The organism is Mycobacterium sp. NPDC006124 (genome assembly GCF_040614235.1).
Classification (GTDB): domain Bacteria; phylum Actinomycetota; class Actinomycetes; order Mycobacteriales; family Mycobacteriaceae; genus Mycobacterium.
In genome coordinates this window covers 28,795-44,594 of the sequence record NZ_JBEXUA010000008.1, presented here as the reverse complement: position 1 = coordinate 44,594, position 15,800 = coordinate 28,795, and the positions used below count along the sequence as shown (strand labels likewise).

Sequence of the window (15,800 nt, the reverse complement as noted above, 5' to 3'; positions counted from 1 at the left end):
TTCAGCCCTTCCGTTCCGGGTGCCCGGTCAATTCGGCGTCGGTGTAGTACTTCTCGAGTTCGGAGAGCTCGAAGACCTCGAGCAGGTCCGGGCGCATCGGCACCTGTTCCTCGGCGGCGACGGTGACCCCCGGGACCATGGCCTCGGCGGTGGCCGCCTGCGTCGTCCGGCACACCAGCAGCTTGTTGCGCCAGCTGGCGTCCATCGCCGGGTGGTCGTCGCGGGTGTGGCCGCCGCGGCTCTCGGTGCGCTGCAGCGCCGCCTTCGCCACGCACTCGCTGACCAGCAGCATGTTGCGCATGTCGATGGCCAGGTGCCAGCCCGGGTTGTAGACCCGCCCGCCCTCGACCGAGACGTTCTGCAGCCGTCCGCGGAGCTCGTCGAGCTTCTCGAGCGCCTCGTGGATCTCTTCCTCCTTGCGGATGATGCCCACGAGGTCGTTCATCGACTGCTGCAGTTCGGCGTGCAGCGTGTACGGGTTCTCGGCATTCTCGTGCGGCTCGTACGGGGCCAGCGCCATCTTCTCGGCCTCGTCGAGGGAGTCCTGCGAGATCTTCGGCCGCTCGCCGAGTGCGCGGACGTAGTCGGCGGCGCCCAGACCGGCGCGGCGCCCGAACACCAGCAGATCCGACAGCGAGTTGCCGCCGAGGCGGTTGGAACCGTGCATGCCACCGGAGCACTCGCCGGCGGCGAACAGTCCGGGGGTTGCCGCCATGCCGGTGTCGGGGTCGACCTCGATGCCACCCATGACGTAGTGACAGGTCGGCCCGACCTCCATCTCGTCCTTGGTGATGTCGACCTCGGCCAGCTCGATGAACTGGTGGTACATCGACGGCAGCCGGCGCTTGATCTCCTCGGTGGGCATGCGTGAGGCGATGTCGAGGTAGACCCCGCCGTGCGGGGTGCCGCGGCCGGCCTTGACTTCGGCGACGATCGCTCGGGCGACCTCGTCGCGGGGCAGCAGGTCAGGGGTGCGCCGGGCCGAGTCGTTGTCCTTGAGCCACTGGTCGGCCTCCTCCTCGGTCTCGGCGTACTGCCCCTTGAAGACCGGGGGGATGTAGTCGAACATGAAGCGCTTGCCCTCGGAGTTCTTCAGCACTCCGCCGTCGCCGCGGACGCCCTCGGTGACGAGGATGCCCTTCACCGAGAGCGGCCAGACCATCCCGGTCGGGTGGAACTGAATGAACTCCATGTTGATCAGCGACGAGCCGGCTCGCAGAGCCAGCGCGTGGCCGTCGCCGGTGTACTCCCACGAGTTGGACGACACCTTGAACGACTTGCCGATGCCGCCGGTGGCCAGCACCACCGCCGGCGCCTCGAAGAGGATGAAGTTGCCCGTCTCGCGCCAGTAGCCGAACGCGCCGGCGATCTTGCCGGTGGGTCCGTCCGAGTCGGGCTCTGCGCTGGCGTTCTCCCGCGGACCCTTGTCGAGGATCAGGTCGGTGATCGAACATTCGTGGAAGACCCTGATCCGGGCTTCGTAGTCGCCGAGTTCGCGGAAGTCCTCCTGCTGCAGCGAGACGATCTTCTGCTGCAGGGTGCGGATGATCTCCAGACCGGTGCGGTCGCCGACGTGCGCCAGCCGCGGGTAGGTGTGCCCGCCGAAGTTGCGCTGGCTGATCTTGCCGTCCTTGGTGCGGTCGAAGAGCGCGCCGTAGGTCTCCAGTTCCCACACCCGGTCGGGGGCCTCCTGGGCGTGCAGTTCGGCCATCCGCCAGTTGTTGAGGAACTTGCCGCCACGCATCGTGTCGCCGAAGTGCGTCTGCCAGGTGTCCTTGGAGTTGACGTTCTTCATCGCCGCCGCGCAGCCGCCCTCGGCCATCACCGTGTGCGCCTTGCCGAACAGCGACTTGGTGACCACCGCGACCCGCTGGCCGCGTTCGCGTGCCTCGATCACCGCGCGCAGCCCTGCGCCGCCGGCGCCGATGACGACCACGTCGTACTCGTGCCGTTCCAGTTCAGCCATCAGATAATCCTTGCTACTCGAATGGCTATGTCAGCCAATGAATCTGAGATCGGAGATGGTGCCGCTGGCGACCAGCATCACGTAGAAGTCGGTGAGCATCAGGGTGCCGAGCGTGACCCAGGCATAGAGCTTGTGCCTGGTATTGAGCTTGCTCACCTGACCCCACAGCCAGTACCGCACGGGGTGCTTGGAGAAGTGCTTGAGCCGCCCGCCCACGACGTGGCGGCACGAGTGGCACGACAGCGTGTAGACCCACAGCATGACGACGTTGACGATGAGAATTACGTTGCCCAAACCGAATCCGAAGCCGCTCGGGGAGTGGAACGCCTCGATCGCGTCGTAGGTGTTGATCACCGAGATGATCCCGGCGATGTAGAAGAAGTAGCGGTGCGTGTTCTGGATGATCAGTGGGAGCCGCGTCTCCCCGGTGTACTTGGCGTGCGGCTCGGCCACCGCGCAGGCGGTCGGCGACTGCCACACCGACCGGTAGTAGGCACCGCGGTAGTAGTAGCACGTCAGCCGGAACAGCAGGAGGAACGGCAGCGACGCGGCCGCGTACGGCAGCCACCACACGTCGGGCAGGATCTGCGGCCAGAATCCACTTGCCTCCGGAATGCACCCGGTACTGATGCAGGGTGAGTAGAACGGCGTGAGGTAGTGGTACTCGGGCACGAAGTAGGCGTCCTGCACGAACGCCCGCACCGTCGCGTAGATCAGGAAGGCGGCGAAGCCGAGATCGGTGATCAGCGGGGACTTCCACCACGAGTCCGTGCGCAGCGTGCGCTGTGAGATCTTGGCTCGCGTCGGGGAGAAGACGCCCGTGCCCCCGGGGTCGCTGCGGTCGGCGGTGGGTGCGCTCAAGGGGTCTGCCTCACTTCATCGTGATGGAACGGTCGTCTGCGTCGGACGGCTGTGGCGCCGCCGTTGGAGCTAGTCGTACGGCGAACTGATCGGGCCCTCGTCATCGACGTCCTGCCAGAAGTCGCTGGCGTATTGGGTGTCGGGAATGCCGATCTTCTCGAGGTTGCGGTGGTGGTGGCTCACTCCGCGGACCAGATTCAACTCCTCGGCGTCGATGTCGAGCCGGTCGATGTCGTTCTGGATGCGCTCGGCGTCGTTGATGATGCGGCGCATCGCCGCACTGTCGCCGTAGCGTGATGCCAGTGACGACACGCAGCGGCGCAGGCCTCCGATCAGCTCGTGCAGCTGGTCGAGTTCGGTGGTTGTGGACAACGGAGTTGACCTCCTTGGGCTGAAGGGTGTCACGGATCACAGTACGACAATTGATGGTAGTCACTCTCGGACTTGAGAGTGAGACAGGTCACGTCCAAGAGTGAAGGGTTGGCAAATGTCCAAAGAGGTTCTGCAGGAGCGCGCGACGGCGCTGAAGAGGCTGCACGTGGCCGGTGACCCGGTGATCTTGCCGACGGTGTGGGACGCCTGGTCGGCCAAGCTGGCGGTCGACGCGGGCTTCAGCGCGTTGACGGTCGGAAGCCATCCGGTGGCCGACTCGGTGGGCAAGGAGGACGGAGAGGGAATGTCCTTCGACGACCTGACGACACGGGTCGCTCAGATCACCGGCGCAGTCGACGTCCCGGTCTCGGTCGACGTCGAGTCCGGTTACGGAGAGTCGGCACAGCGCTTGATCGAGGGGTTGTTGGCCGCAGGCGCGGTGGGCCTCAACGTCGAAGACACGGTGCACTCCGAGGGCAAGCGGCTTCGGTCGGCCGAGGAGCACGCGGCACTGATCGGCGAGCTCCGTGCGGCGTCGGATCGGGCCGGCGTGCACGTCGTCCTCAACGCGCGCACGGACCTTTTCATCCGTCAGGACGGGGAGGAGTCCGATCGCGTCGACCGCGCCATCGCCCGGCTGATCCTGGCCGCCGAGGCTGGCGCCGACAGCCTGTACCCGGTGGGCCGCCACGACGACGACACCATGCGACGGTTGACCTCCGAACTGCCGTTGCCGGTGAACGCGATCGCCATCCCGGACACCGACGACCCGGCCTCGTTCGGACCGCTGGGCGTGGGCCGCATCAGTTTCGGGCCGTTCCTTCAGCGTGTGTTGTCCGCGCACGCGCAGACGCTGCTGGCTCGCTGGAAGTAGACGATCCGGGCCGTGGACCATGACGAGCGCTTCGACTGGGACGACCATCCGGGGGTCATCTGGGCGGCCGGTGCAGCAGCCGTCGCGTTGCTCGTTCTGCTGGTGGTGGCGGTGGTGAACACCTCGGAGACGTCCGGGCCGGCCGGCGTCGACGCCCCGGCGATCTCGTCGTCGGAGACCTCGTCGTCGGAGTCGACGTACGCGACGTCGTCGACCTCGACGAGCTACCGGCTGCCGAGCGTGCAGACCAGCGAGGACGGCGGCGTGCCGAGCCTGACCGACGCTCCCACCACGGGCGGCCCGGATACCGAGGACCCCGCGTCGTCGTCGACCTCGACGACTACGTCCAACCCCTACGGCACGACGACCCCCACCAACGCGGGTCACGTCTGAATGCTCACGGGCGGTTGCCGACGCGGGTGAGCACACCGTGACGTCGCCTGCAGCTAGGGCTCCGGGCCGCCGGTCCGGGTGCACTGCTCGTTGGCCTCGCGCTCGTGGGTGACGCGTGCGGCGCGGTCCTCGGCGCGGGTGGTCGCCCGGCGCGGCATGGTGAGTCCCGCGGTGTGCGGTGTGGGTCGGCCGGTCGCCGTGACCGTGGCAGTGGATCTACTCAGTTCGGGGAACAGCAGTCGGCTGCCGGGTGTGGTGATGAATTCTTGGCCATCCGGTGCAGTCCAGATAATGGTGCCGTCGTCGAGTTGTCCGTCGCGCCAACCGTTCTCGCCACCCCAGAAGGTCTTGAGCAAGTGGTGTCGGCGGCATGGGCATTTGAGGTTGGATGCGGTGGTCGGTCCGTTCGGCCACGGAATCGTATGATCCACATCGCAATTCGTGGCGGGTGCACGGCAGCCGGGGAAGCGGCAGGTCATGTCGCGGCAGCGGATGAAGTCGGCCAACTTCTTCGACGGTCGGCACCGGTTCTCCGGTGACGCTTGGCCGGGATGCATGATCGGGGTGATCGTCGCCCCGATGGTGGCGCGGCAGGCGATCGCCCCGGGCAGGAATTGGCCACCCATCAACGCTGCGGGGCGCAGGTTCGCCAGGGTGCCGGGTGTCGGGGTGAGGGCCTCGGTGAGGGTGAGGTCACGCAGCGGCTTGTCGAATAGCGGTGGGTGGTCGCCGTCGAGGGCGGCGCGTTCGTCGGTGGGAGGCATGCCTGTCGTAGTCGGACGTGACTCGCCGTGTGGCGCAAGTGCGTCGGTTTCTAGCACCGCAGGTGCGTCGTCGACGACAGGCGCGTCGGTGCCCCCTCCGTTGTGGGTGCGGGGGTCTCGGGTGTCGGCGCGGGCGTCTCGGGTTCGGGTGCCGGGCCGCTGATCGTGTCTTCTGAGGCGATGACGTAGACCACCACTCGGGTGGCGGGTGGGTTCTGGGCGGCGGGGCAGTCGTCGGTGCCGCAGAGGCAGGCCATGCGGTCGTTCCCGCCAGCGCCGAAGGCGTCGGCGTGGAGTTGGTCGGCGGTCCGCGGGTCGGCGGGGCAGACGGTGGCGGCCAGGGCTCGTAGTCGGGCCTGCAACGTCTTGGCGTCGTGGGCGAAGAGGGTGGCGTACAGGGTGGCCAGACCGCTGCCGTCCTCGTCGATGGTGATTTCGACGGATCGACTTCTGGCCTTGGTCTCGGTGCGCCGCACGGCCTGCGGGTCGACTTGGGCGACATGGGCGTCGATCGTCTTCTCGGTCTTGTCCACCGACATCGGCTCCCACGAACCAAACGCATCGGCCAACGATGCGTCCAGGGTCCGCAGCGCGTCGGGGTCGACGACCAGGGCGGCCCGCGTCACCACCGTCTTCACCAATGCATAGGTGATGAGCCCGTCGGCGAAGACCGCCGCGACGCGGGGAAAGCGTTCGTGCAGTGCGACCGCAATCAGCAGTTGATTGCCGGCCGCTCCGGGGGTGATGTTTTGGGCGGCGCCGATGTGGGCGGCGACGGCGTCGAAGTTGTCCAGACACCATTGGTCCCGATCCGCGGATCCCGACGCGGCGTGCGCCTCGTCGAGCATGGCGGCCATCGCAGCGACGCGGCGGGCGCAGGCGGCGTTCTCCACCCGGGCCCACGACCACAGCGCCCCGGCACCACGGGTGCCGGTCGCCGCGTCCACCAACTGATCGAACATGAGTTCAGTCTATGGCCCACGACTGACGAAAGTCGTTCTGCTACAACCGTTCTGTGGATGAGACCCAGGCTGTGGACAACCCCGCCTCAGTCGGCGGAGATGTCGGTGCCGAGTGCTAGAGGGCACGCAGCAGACGGGTGTCGTAGCGCGTGACCGCGCCGACGCGCGCTGTGGTGCCCCACAGTTCGACCGTCTGCACCATCCAGTACGCCGCGAACTCCACGACGAGCAACGACTCGACGACGATCACGGCGTGGTTGAACCCGTCCAGGGCGAGGTGCAGGCCCACCGCCGCCGCGAGGGTGAGCACCATCGCCGCCAGGATGGACCGGTAGACCCACCGGTAGCTGCCGGCGTCGACGACGAGTGCGGTGATCGCCACGGTGGCGATGATTGCGGCGAACATGGCCGTCGCCGCCACACCGTGGGCATTGGCGCGAAACCATCGGGGCGCCAACACCAATGCAGCCATACCCACCGCCAACAGCAGGCGCTGTGTCCACGTCGCGGCCATGCCCAGCGCACTGCGGGATCGGGCGGTCCCGGTGCGCCGATGCATCCACCACGCCCCGACTCGCGACACCACCAGGGCGACGACGACCGCCCATGTGTTCGGGATGGCGGAGCTACCGCTTGCGTCGAGATCCGCAGGGCCGCAGAGCAGCAACGGTCGTGACGTCGGCACCATCGCGACGATCAAGGCCAGGATGCCCGCGAGGTTGAGCAGAACGTCCTCGGTGTCGTTGCTGCCCTTGTAGACGATGAGCATCGCGCCCAGCGCGCACAGCGCGGCGATGAAGACCGCGTGGGCGGAGGTGTAGTAGTAAGCGCTGATGGAGGTCTGCCAGCACGTCGCACGCGACCGTTCGATCAGCACTGCCGTCCCCAGCAGCACGATCATCACTGCCATGCCGCCGCGCAGGTAGCGGTAGGTCTCCAGGGCCACCCCGCTCACCGTAGTCCTGGCCGGCGCATCGCGGCACTGTGTGGTCGATCAGCCGCGTCTTGCCGGGGTGGGCTTACGGCAGGAGGTTCACGCTGCACCCTCGTCGACGGCCAGCCGGTAGCCGCGCTTCACTACGGTTGCCACGATGTTCTTGTCGCCCAATGCCGTTCGCAGCCGCAGCACCGCGGTCTCCACGGCGTGGGTGTCGGTGCCGCCACCCGGCAGCGCGCCGAGGAGGTCACCGCGCGAGACGACCTGTCCCGGTCGGTGGGCCAGCGCGCGGATGGTGGCCATGCCCGCGGGCGGCAGATCCTTGACCACCCCGTCGACCAGCACGCACGTGCCGCGGACCTCCAGTACGTGACCGGCCACCGTCACCGTGCGTGACTGCAGCAGCGGCAGCTCGTCGGTGATGTGCCGCGCCAGAGCCCCGAGCCGCATCCGTTCGGGGGCCGAGGTCGGCACGCCGAGCCGCATCAACGGGCGCGCCGTCACCGGGCCGACGCACATCGCGTGGACGTCGGTCCGCAGGGCGTCGAGCACCTCGTCCTCGACGCCAAGTTCCTTGGCCCGCATCAGGGTCGCGGCGACGGCAGGTGCGGAGGTGAAGCTCACGGCGTCGAACTGGTGCTCGGCCACGCCGAGGACCAGCGCGTCGAAGGCGCCGTCGCGCGGCACGGGGTGCCATCGGTACACCCGGATGGGTACGACCTCGGCCCCGGCCGCCCGCAGTTCGTCGAGGAACTCCGGAAACGGATCCCAGTCGGCGGTCGCCCCGTGCAGCTGCACGGCGACGCGCAGCCCCTCGACGCCACCCTCGCGCAGATACTGCATCACCTCGCGCGACGACTCGGATTCCGGTGACCACTCCTCGGGCAGTCCGGCCGCTCGCAGCGCACCGGTGGCCTTCGGTCCGCGGGAGATGATTCGCGCCGTGCTCAGCGCGGCGGTCAAGTCGGCCGCCAGTCCCCAACCGTCGGCGGCGGCGATCCAGCCTCGCAGCCCGATCCCCGTCGTCGCCACCACCACGTCGGGAGGTACGGCGATCAGCGCCTCGGTGTTCACGCGCAGTTCGTCGTCGTCGGGCAGCGGCACCATCTCGATGGCTGCGGCGCTGGTGACGGTCGCTCCGCGGCGGCGCAGCAATGTGCTCAACTCGTCGGCTCGGCGAGCCGAGGTCACCGCCACCCGGAATCCGGTCAGAGGTGCCGCCATCTCGCGGTGAGATGCGAATCCTCTGGTCACCACACGTCGCCGTCGCGGTAGTCGCACGTGATCTCGCCGGTCGTGTCGAGGTCCGCGGTGACGGGAAGCACGAAGATCGAGGCGTCGTCATCGGGTGTGGCGACCACGCCCTCCGGGCTCAGCACCGAGGTCATGCCCCGCCACGGCTGCCACCCACGCACGTCGTACACGTGCCGGCCCGCCTCCGACGCGCTCAGCGCTCCGAGTTGGTAGGCCCCGCGCAGCACCTGTTCGAGGGCGTCCATCACTGCCATCGCGAGCCCTTGCCCGCGCCAGTCCTCCCGGACCGCGACCCCTTCGAGGTATCCGCAGCGCAGTGCGGCGCCCCGATGGATCATCCGGCGCTGCACCACTGCTCCGTGTGCGACGAGCGCGCCACGCACGCAGATCAGGGCGTGCATGCCTCCGAGCGCGTGCTCCCAATCTGCGTCGGTGAAGTCCACCTCTCCGTCGGCGAAGGCGTCGACGAGCATCCGCCGCGCGTCCTCCCGGGTCTCGGCGTCGAGATCGGAGGTGTGAACCAAGCGCGCGGTGTGCAGCACACCTCGTTCCTACCAGGATGCGACGAGCCAGGGTATGACCACGCCGAGAACCGTCACTCGCGCGGGCGGGACCAGTGCAGCCGGACCTGCTGACCCGGCCGGACCTGTGCGACCCGGTCGACGTCGCGGTCGACGACGACCCCGATCACCGGGTACCCGCCGGTCACGGGATGATCGGGCCCGAGGATGACGGGTAAGCCGTTGGGCGGCACCTGAATCGACCCGCGGACCGCGCCCTCGCTGGGAAGCTGTCGATCGGGGTCGCGCGGCGTCAACGGATCTCCCGTCAGCCTCATCCCGACGCGGTCGCTGCGATCCGATGCCACCCAGTCGGTGCGAACCAGCGCGTCGGGGTCGCCGAACCAGTCGTCTCGCGGTCCGGGCACCACCGTCAGGTGCAGACCTCCCGCGGCGATGGGTGCGACGGGCGCCTGGTCGAGTTCGGGGAACTCCTCGGCGCGCTCGCCGACGGCGAGTTGGTCGCCGGGCCGCAGCGGCCGCGGTCCGATCCTCGAGAGCACGTCGTGGCTGCGGGAGCCCAGGACGGTGTCGGCGTCCACGCCCCCGCGGACCGCCAGATAGCTGCGCAGCCCCGTGCGCGGCGTCGACAGGGTGATCACCTGACCGTCGCGGACGTGCTGAATGCCGTTGACGCCAAAGGCGAGACCGTCCACGGACGGAACCGCATCGGCGCCGGTGACGGCGACGGCGAGGTCACCGCCGCGGACGCGGGCGGAGAAACCGCCGAAGGTGATCTCGATCGTGGCGCGGTCTGGCGGATTGCCGACCAGCCTGTTGGCCAGGGTGTGCGACTGCCGGTCGGCGGCACCGGACCGCGTGACGCCCAGGTGCGCGAGACCGGGGCGGCCCAGGTCCTCGATCAGCGCCAGCGGTCCGGTCGCCAGGACTTCCAGGGTGGTCACCGATCACGCCTACCCGACGGCCCTGAACCGAACCCAGCTGCCCGGCACCAGAAGCGCCGGCGGGTCGCGGTCGACGTCCCACAGGACGGCGTCGGTGCGGCCGATCAGCTGCCAGCCGCCGGGGGACTCCCGTGGGTACACACCGCTGAATTCGCCTGCCAGCCCGACGGATCCGGCGGGCACCCTGGTGCGCGGCTCCGCGCGGCGGGGTACGTGCAGCCGCTCGTCACCGCCGACCAGGTAGGCGAATCCCGGGGCGAATCCGCCGAAGGCGACGCGCAGTGTCGCGGCGGTGTGGGCCTCGACGACCTGATCGGGGGACAGACCGCTGAGCCGGGCCACCTCGTCGAGGTCTTCGCCGTCGTAGACGACGTCGAGGGTGACGACGGCGCCGCGGTCGGCGGGTTGGGCGTCGGCGCGGGACACCCGCAACCGGTCGAGACGGGCTCTGGTCGGGGCCCGATGTCGGGCCTCTGAGAGCACCAACAGCACGGTGCGGGCCGCCGGCACGATGTCCACCACGCCGGGTAACTCGGCGCCGCGCACGGCGTCGCACCAAGCCAGGACGTCAGCCGTGTCGTCGACGTCGAGCAGCAGCGCCTGGTCTCCGTAGTCGTGGATCATCGCGGCTGTCTCTAGATGGCGGGCTCGTACGTGGGTTCCCGGCGCTTGATCACCGCAATCACCCGGTAGGTGACGGGCAGCAGCACCACCTCGACGGCGGTCTTGTAGAGCCACCCCAGCGCGGTGTACACGGCGAAGTCGTGGAAGGTGGTGATGCCGATCGCACCTGCCGCGATGCTGCAGAACACCAGGGTGTCACCGAGTTGGCCGGCGAAGGTCGACCCGACGAGGCGCGCCCACAGGTGCTTCTCCTTCGTGCGCTCCTTGATCGCCACCACGACCCACGCGTTGATGGTCTGCCCCACCAGGAATCCCGCGAGCCCGGCGACGATCAACTGGGTGTAGGCGTGCACGACGTTCTCCAGCGCGGCCTGGTTCTCGTAGAAGTCGGCGGCGGGCAGGTAGATGGTCACCCAGAACGCCAGGGCGGCCAGCACGTTCATCGAGAATCCCAGCAGGATCGCCCGGCGGGCGGCCTTGAAACCGTAGACCTCGGAGAGCACGTCGCCGATCACGTAGGTCAGGGGGAACACGATGAAGCCGCCGTCGGTCAGGATCGGCCCGAACGCGACGCCCTTGGTGGCGGTGACGTTGGAGATGATGACCAGGGCCGTGAACACGGCGACGAGGACGGGATAGTAGGCGGATCCCACCTGTGCGAATCCTGGGCGCTGGTCGGTTCTTTCAGGCGTTGTCACCCGGTCATCTTGTCAGGTGAGCACCTTGGAGATCATCGGCGGTAACCGATCGGCCACCACGGTCAGCGACAGCACCGACGAGAACGCCAGTGCGCCGGCGAGATCCTTGCCGGTGAACACGTTGTGTCCGGTGCGCGTCGACTTCAACGCCGCGAACGTCGGGTCGGCGACCAATCCCGCCTGTTCCTCGTCGCTCTGGGTGGTCCAGATGACGACGTCGGCGGCGTCGAGGACCGAGGCCAGCTTGTCCGGTGGCACCCGCACCGCGTCGTCCTTGACGAAGCCCTTGATCTCGTCGGGGACGGCGAAGCCCATCTGGGTGAGGAACTCGGTGCGCCACCCGGGCGGGGTGAGGTCGTACCGGCCGTCGAAGGTCGTCGGGTTGACCAGTACGGCCTTCTTGCCGTTGAAGTTGGCGTTGTTCTTTCCGACGTCGGTGAACTTGGCGTCCACGGCGGCAACCAGCTTGGTCATGTCGTCGAACTTGAACACCGCCTGACCGATGGTGTTGGCCTGGTCGCGCCAGGATTCGAAGAACGCGTACTGGCCGGACTGGGCGACGGTGGGAGCGATCTTGGACAGCTTGTCGTAGGTGTCCTGGTCGAGTCCGGCGTTGGTGGCGACGATGAGATCTGGCTTGAGGGTGGCGATCTGGTCGACGTCGACGCCGCCCGACAGGTTGAGTACGACGGGTTGGGCGTTGCCGAGCAAGGGCAGGGCCCACGGCCACGTGCCGAATGGTTCGCCGCCGAACCAGTCGGTGACGGCGACGGGCACCACTCCGAGCGCGAGGAGGTCGTCCTGCTCGGTCAGACCGGCGCTGACGACGCGCTTGGGCGCCGACGGAATCTTGGTCTCGCCGAAGGCGTGCGTGACGGTCACCGATCCGTCGCCGGCTACCGTGCCGGGTTTGTCGGAGCCGCAGGCCACGGCGGTGAGGGCGAGACCCGCGGTCATCGCCAGGAAACTCCGTCGAGACCTTGGTGGTGGCACGCGGCGAGCGTATCTCGCCGCCCGGCGGCCGGTTGGCCGAACACACCGGCTCAGAGGTTCGGCTGGGAGCTTGCTGGGGATTCGAGCGCATCGGGGGTCATTGGGGTTCGCTGACGGTGACGCGGGTACCCGGTGTCGCCGGCGACCGACGCCGGTGAGGTTCACCGCGGAGGCGCCGGCAATGTTGAACGACGTCGTACTACTGGCTTCGGACAACGTCGAGGCGGCGGGTTTCATCCTGCGGGGCATCAAGGGCATCTTCGTGGCGATCGGCAGCGTCATCGCCGCGATCATCTGCGCGGTGATCGCAGGAACCAAGGGCCGCAGCGCGATTGGCTGGGGCATCCTCGGGCTGTTCTTCAGCATCCTCACGCTCATCGTGGTGATCGTGATCCCCAGCAAGAAGAGCTGACTACCCCGAGAGCGTCAGCGCTTCCAGTTGCGCGCGTGCCGACGCCGGAATCGGGGTCGGTCCGTTCTCGTCGAGGGTCACCAGCACCGTGTCGCACAGGCTGACGCAGTCGCCGCCGACGAATAGGGCCGTCGAGGCGACGAAGGACGTCCGGCCCAGTCGCCCGACGCCTATCCCGGTGCCAATGGTGTTGGGCCAGAACGCCTCTTCGAGAAAGTGCACGACGTTGGTCGCCGACACCAGGCGGATGCGTCGCTGCCCGCGGTCGTAGATGCCCGGCATCACGCGTGCGTTGAGCAGCGCGCGAGTGTTCTCGTGCAGCGACTCCAGGGCGAGGTTGTTGAGGTGGCCGTTGGCGTCCATGTCGCCGTAGCGGGCCTCCACCGAACCGCGCACCGGATAGTTCGTCGCCACCAGACGGGCGGGGTGGGCCCTGGGCGCGAGGGCGACCAGGGGCGTGTCGGCATCGGTCCCGCTCATCCGGTCAAGCTAGAGGCCGACTTGACAGGTGTCAATTCCGTCGGTGCGACGCGCGTCAGCTGTGCGCGAGACGCTTGTTGACCAGCCGGGTCAGCCACGCCGGAGAGAACCTGGCGCCCACCGCCAGGGTCTTGGCCTGCGACCCGACGGGGAAGTGCACCTGGTGGATCAGGCGGCGCGGCCAGGACGGGTCGACGGCGGACAGGATGTCGTCGGCGATGTCCTGGGCCGTCAACCGGATGCCGAGCGAGTCGGTCGTCCCCGTCTTCACGTCGGTGGTCATCGCGGTCTGGACGTAGAGCGGCCACATCGCGACGACCCGGATGCCGTAGCGCTTCCACTCCAGGTCGAGCGCCTCGGTGATCGCGCGGACGAAGAACTTGGTGGCGCTGTAGTTCGCGAGTTCGGCCTGACCGTAGATCGCCGACGCCGAGGACAGGTTCACCACGACCGCGCCCGGCGTCGACCGCAGGTACGGGAAGGCGGCGTGCAGACCGTTCACCACGCCCTTGGTGTTGATGTCGATCTCCTTGTGATGGGTCCCGACGGCGATCTCCTCAAAGCGCCCGGCGACCAGGATGCCGGCATTGTTGATCATCACGTCGAGTCGGTTGCCCGCGGCGGCGGCGAATTCGCCAACCCGCTGGGCCATCTCGTCGGCGTCGGTGACGTCGAGGTGACCGGTGACCGCGGTGGCGCCGAGGTCCTCGATCTCGTCGGCGAGGCTCTTGAGGCCCACCTCGTCGATGTCGTAGGCGCCGACGACGTAACCCTTCTTCGCGAAGGACAGGGCGGTGGCGCGGCCGATGCCGGCGGCGCCGCCGGTGATGAAGACCGACTTCTTTGGGCTCATGGACACCATGATGGCTCGTGCGGGTGCATGCTTGGAGGACACCTCGGGAGTGATCATGAGAATTCGCCGGCGCTGGGCCGTGACGGTCGTGACGGTCGGTGTCGCGGCGGCTGGTCTGGCGGCGGCGCCGTCCGCGGTCGCGGGGTGCAACGACTCCAGCGGCACGGTCGTCTGCGCGCAGGGTGACATCCGCGGCACCGACGCGCCTCCTCCGGTCCAACCCGGGCTGGGTTCGTACGGAACGTGGTGCAACGGCGCCGTCTGCTTCCCCGGCAACCTCTTCGGCGTGGTCGTCGGGCCCTAACGCGTTGCGAGCATCACGCCCAGCCCGATCATGGTGGCAGCGATGACGCCGTCGAGCACCCGCCAGGTGACCGGTTTGGCGAACGACCCGGACAGGCGCCGGGCGCCGAAGCCCAGCGCGGTGAACCAGACCGCGCTGGCGGTGACCGCCCCGACGCCGAACGCCCAGCGTCCGTCGTGGTGCTCGTTGGCCAGCGCCCCCAGCAGCACGACGGTGTCCAGATAGACGTGCGGGTTCAGGAACGTCAGTGCCGCGCAGGTGAGGAGTGTTCCCCCGAGTCGGGCGGGCGTCGCGTCCGTGGGTGTCAGCGCCGACGGTCGCCATGCCCGCTTGGCGGCCAGCAGGCCGTATCCGGCGAGGAACGCGGCACCGCCGTAGGTCACGACGCGAAGCATGGCGGGGTGCGCGGCGATCAGCGCGCCCACCCCGGCGATGCCCGCGGCGATCAGGGCGGCGTCCGACAGCGTGCACAGGGCGACCACCGGAAGCACGTGCTCGCGCCGGATGCCCTGCCGCAGGACGAACGCGTTCTGCGCGCCGATGGCGGCGATCAGGGTGAAGGAGGCGAGGAAGCCGACGAGCAGCGGCGAGGTCATGCAGCGAGCCTATGGACCCCGAGGTGGGCAGTACAGCTAAGGATTCTTCGTCAGCATGAATCTTGCTAATCTGCCAGCCAGCGCCATGATGTACCCATGTCCCGCTCGGATCACCACTCGCGACTCGACGCTCATCAGCTCGCCGCATTGGCGGCGGTAATCGAGGCGGGCAGCTTCGACGCCGCCGCCGAACTCCTGCACGTCACGCCGTCGGCGGTGAGCCAGCGCATCAAGTCCTTGGAGCAGCGCGTCGGCCAGGTCTTGGTGGTTCGCCAAAAACCATGTCGTGCAACGCCTGCCGGTGTCCCACTGCTGCGCCTGGCGGCGCAGACGGCGATGCTGGAGGCCGCCTCGCTCGCCGAGGCGACCGGAGAGCGGGGTCATCTCACCCGGGCGGCGATCGCGGTCAACGCCGACTCGATGTCGACGTGGTTCACGGCGGTCTTCGGCGAGCTGCCACACGTGTTGTTCGACATCCGCATCCAGGATCAGGACCATTCGGCGACACTGCTGCGCGAGGGCGTGGTCATGGGTGCGGTGAGCACGGAGCGCACGCCCGTTCCAGGATGTCGCGTGCTTCAGCTGGGCATGATGCGCTATCGCGCGGTGGCCAGTCCCTCCTATGTCGAACGGCATCTACCCAACGGCTTCACCGCGGCCGGTGCCACGGGTGCCCCCTCCTTGGCCTGGAACCGCGACGACAGGTTGCAGGACCGGTTGTCGCGGCGCGTCTTTCGCCGCGTGCTCGAACGCCCCGTGCACTACGTGCCCACCGCTGAGGGGTTCACGGCCGCGGTTCGCGCCGGCCTGGGGTGGGGAATGTTCCCCGAACGCCAGGCCCAGGCGGACCTCGGTCGGGGTTCGTTGGTCTCGATCACCGACGCCCATCTCGACGTCCCGCTGTACTGGCAGAGCTGGAAGCTCGACAATCCCTTCATCAACGCCGTCACCGAGGCCGTCGAATCCGCCGCGCGCAACGGACTGTGATCGCC

Annotated in this window: 20 protein-coding genes; 5 read left to right on the top strand and 15 right to left on the bottom strand. The window is 68.4% G+C overall.

What is annotated here, in order from left to right:
• Position 1 precedes the first annotated feature (1 nt).
• The 3 genes from ABZ195_RS17510 to ABZ195_RS17500 form a co-directional block, all read right to left on the bottom strand.
• Entirely contained in the window at positions 2-1,966 is a 1,965-nt protein-coding gene (locus tag ABZ195_RS17510; protein WP_355219907.1) for a fumarate reductase/succinate dehydrogenase flavoprotein subunit, read from the bottom strand.
• A gap of 30 nt (positions 1,967-1,996) precedes the next feature.
• Positions 1,997-2,827 (bottom strand): hypothetical protein, encoded by an 831-nt coding sequence (locus ABZ195_RS17505; RefSeq protein ID WP_355219905.1) that lies wholly within the window; start codon positions 2,825-2,827, stop codon positions 1,997-1,999.
• A 69-nt stretch (positions 2,828-2,896) separates the two neighbouring features.
• Positions 2,897-3,199, bottom strand: a complete 303-nt coding sequence (locus tag ABZ195_RS17500; RefSeq protein WP_355219903.1) for a hypothetical protein — start codon at positions 3,197-3,199, stop codon at positions 2,897-2,899.
• Positions 3,200-3,314: 115 nt separating this feature from the next.
• On the opposite strand from ABZ195_RS17500, the gene ABZ195_RS17495 reads away from it, so the two are divergent.
• Both ABZ195_RS17495 and ABZ195_RS17490 read left to right on the top strand, forming a co-directional pair.
• Entirely contained in the window at positions 3,315-4,073 is a 759-nt protein-coding gene (locus ABZ195_RS17495) for an isocitrate lyase/phosphoenolpyruvate mutase family protein (RefSeq protein WP_355219901.1), read from the top strand.
• A 12-nt stretch (positions 4,074-4,085) separates the two neighbouring features.
• Positions 4,086-4,466, top strand: a complete 381-nt coding sequence (locus ABZ195_RS17490) for a hypothetical protein (protein WP_355219899.1) — start codon at positions 4,086-4,088, stop codon at positions 4,464-4,466.
• A 53-nt stretch (positions 4,467-4,519) separates the two neighbouring features.
• On the opposite strand, the gene ABZ195_RS17485 is transcribed toward ABZ195_RS17490, so the two are convergent.
• The 9 genes from ABZ195_RS17485 to ABZ195_RS17445 form a co-directional block, all read right to left on the bottom strand.
• Entirely contained in the window at positions 4,520-5,230 is a 711-nt protein-coding gene (locus ABZ195_RS17485; RefSeq protein WP_355219897.1) for an HNH endonuclease signature motif containing protein, read from the bottom strand.
• A gap of 50 nt (positions 5,231-5,280) precedes the next feature.
• Positions 5,281-6,192, bottom strand: coding sequence for a DUF222 domain-containing protein (locus ABZ195_RS17480; RefSeq protein ID WP_355219895.1), 912 nt, complete (start codon positions 6,190-6,192; stop codon positions 5,281-5,283).
• 115 nt (positions 6,193-6,307) lie between these two features.
• Positions 6,308-7,138: a hypothetical protein gene (locus tag ABZ195_RS17475; protein ID WP_355219893.1), complete on the bottom strand. Its 831-nt coding sequence runs from the start codon at positions 7,136-7,138 to the stop codon at positions 6,308-6,310.
• Positions 7,139-7,225: 87 nt separating this feature from the next.
• On the bottom strand, positions 7,226-8,353 hold the full coding sequence (locus ABZ195_RS17470) for a uroporphyrinogen-III synthase (RefSeq protein WP_355219891.1): 1,128 nt from the start codon (positions 8,351-8,353) through the stop codon (positions 7,226-7,228).
• A gap of 26 nt (positions 8,354-8,379) precedes the next feature.
• Positions 8,380-8,925 carry a GNAT family N-acetyltransferase gene (locus ABZ195_RS17465; protein WP_355219890.1) on the bottom strand — a complete coding sequence of 182 codons (546 nt, stop codon included), beginning with the start codon at positions 8,923-8,925 and terminating at the stop codon, positions 8,380-8,382.
• 53 nt (positions 8,926-8,978) lie between these two features.
• Positions 8,979-9,848: a 5-oxoprolinase/urea amidolyase family protein gene (locus tag ABZ195_RS17460; RefSeq protein ID WP_355219888.1), complete on the bottom strand. Its 870-nt coding sequence runs from the start codon at positions 9,846-9,848 to the stop codon at positions 8,979-8,981.
• 9 nt (positions 9,849-9,857) lie between these two features.
• Positions 9,858-10,472 (bottom strand): 5-oxoprolinase subunit PxpB, encoded by a 615-nt coding sequence (gene pxpB / locus ABZ195_RS17455; RefSeq protein ID WP_355219886.1) that lies wholly within the window; start codon positions 10,470-10,472, stop codon positions 9,858-9,860.
• Positions 10,473-10,483: 11 nt separating this feature from the next.
• Positions 10,484-11,170, bottom strand: coding sequence for a queuosine precursor transporter (locus ABZ195_RS17450; RefSeq protein ID WP_355219884.1), 687 nt, complete (start codon positions 11,168-11,170; stop codon positions 10,484-10,486).
• Positions 11,171-11,182: 12 nt separating this feature from the next.
• Positions 11,183-12,127 (bottom strand): ABC transporter substrate-binding protein, encoded by a 945-nt coding sequence (locus ABZ195_RS17445; protein WP_355219882.1) that lies wholly within the window; start codon positions 12,125-12,127, stop codon positions 11,183-11,185.
• A gap of 217 nt (positions 12,128-12,344) precedes the next feature.
• On the opposite strand from ABZ195_RS17445, the gene ABZ195_RS17440 reads away from it, so the two are divergent.
• Positions 12,345-12,575 (top strand): deoxyribodipyrimidine photolyase, encoded by a 231-nt coding sequence (locus ABZ195_RS17440; RefSeq protein WP_355219880.1) that lies wholly within the window; start codon positions 12,345-12,347, stop codon positions 12,573-12,575.
• On the opposite strand, the gene ABZ195_RS17435 is transcribed toward ABZ195_RS17440, so the two are convergent.
• Together ABZ195_RS17435 and ABZ195_RS17430 are read right to left on the bottom strand one after the other, a co-directional pair.
• Positions 12,576-13,055 (bottom strand): thioesterase family protein, encoded by a 480-nt coding sequence (locus tag ABZ195_RS17435; protein WP_355219878.1) that lies wholly within the window; start codon positions 13,053-13,055, stop codon positions 12,576-12,578.
• A gap of 55 nt (positions 13,056-13,110) precedes the next feature.
• Positions 13,111-13,908: an SDR family oxidoreductase gene (locus tag ABZ195_RS17430; RefSeq protein ID WP_355219876.1), complete on the bottom strand. Its 798-nt coding sequence runs from the start codon at positions 13,906-13,908 to the stop codon at positions 13,111-13,113.
• 55 nt (positions 13,909-13,963) lie between these two features.
• On the opposite strand from ABZ195_RS17430, the gene ABZ195_RS17425 reads away from it, so the two are divergent.
• Positions 13,964-14,212: a hypothetical protein gene (locus ABZ195_RS17425; RefSeq protein ID WP_355219875.1), complete on the top strand. Its 249-nt coding sequence runs from the start codon at positions 13,964-13,966 to the stop codon at positions 14,210-14,212.
• Here ABZ195_RS17425 and lysE read toward each other — a convergent pair.
• Positions 14,209-14,808, bottom strand: a complete 600-nt coding sequence (gene lysE / locus ABZ195_RS17420; protein ID WP_355219873.1) for an L-lysine exporter — start codon at positions 14,806-14,808, stop codon at positions 14,209-14,211. The genes ABZ195_RS17425 and lysE overlap by 4 nt on opposite strands.
• A 96-nt stretch (positions 14,809-14,904) precedes the next feature.
• Between lysE and ABZ195_RS17415 the strand changes: the two genes are divergently transcribed.
• Entirely contained in the window at positions 14,905-15,795 is an 891-nt protein-coding gene (locus ABZ195_RS17415) for a LysR family transcriptional regulator ArgP (RefSeq protein WP_355219871.1), read from the top strand.
• Positions 15,796-15,800: the final 5 nt, after the last annotated feature.

Bases quoted from the DNA above. Each gene is read 5' to 3' on its own strand.
- ABZ195_RS17510 (WP_355219907.1), bottom strand. From the start codon at position 1,966: ATGGCTGAACTGGAACGGCACGAGTACGACGTGGTCGTCATCGGCGCC.
- ABZ195_RS17495 (WP_355219901.1), top strand. From the start codon at position 3,315: ATGTCCAAAGAGGTTCTGCAGGAGCGCGCGACGGCGCTGAAGAGGCTG.
- ABZ195_RS17485 (WP_355219897.1), bottom strand. From the start codon at position 5,230: ATGCCTCCCACCGACGAACGCGCCGCCCTCGACGGCGACCACCCACCG.
- ABZ195_RS17480 (WP_355219895.1), bottom strand. From the start codon at position 6,192: ATGTTCGATCAGTTGGTGGACGCGGCGACCGGCACCCGTGGTGCCGGG.
- ABZ195_RS17470 (WP_355219891.1), bottom strand. From the start codon at position 8,353: ATGGCGGCACCTCTGACCGGATTCCGGGTGGCGGTGACCTCGGCTCGC.
- pxpB (WP_355219886.1), bottom strand. From the start codon at position 10,472: ATGATCCACGACTACGGAGACCAGGCGCTGCTGCTCGACGTCGACGAC.
- ABZ195_RS17445 (WP_355219882.1), bottom strand. From the start codon at position 12,127: ATGACCGCGGGTCTCGCCCTCACCGCCGTGGCCTGCGGCTCCGACAAA.
- ABZ195_RS17440 (WP_355219880.1), top strand. From the start codon at position 12,345: ATGTTGAACGACGTCGTACTACTGGCTTCGGACAACGTCGAGGCGGCG.
- ABZ195_RS17435 (WP_355219878.1), bottom strand. From the start codon at position 13,055: ATGAGCGGGACCGATGCCGACACGCCCCTGGTCGCCCTCGCGCCCAGG.
- ABZ195_RS17430 (WP_355219876.1), bottom strand. From the start codon at position 13,908: ATGAGCCCAAAGAAGTCGGTCTTCATCACCGGCGGCGCCGCCGGCATC.
- ABZ195_RS17425 (WP_355219875.1), top strand. From the start codon at position 13,964: ATGAGAATTCGCCGGCGCTGGGCCGTGACGGTCGTGACGGTCGGTGTC.
- lysE (WP_355219873.1), bottom strand. From the start codon at position 14,808: ATGACCTCGCCGCTGCTCGTCGGCTTCCTCGCCTCCTTCACCCTGATC.
- ABZ195_RS17415 (WP_355219871.1), top strand. From the start codon at position 14,905: ATGTCCCGCTCGGATCACCACTCGCGACTCGACGCTCATCAGCTCGCC.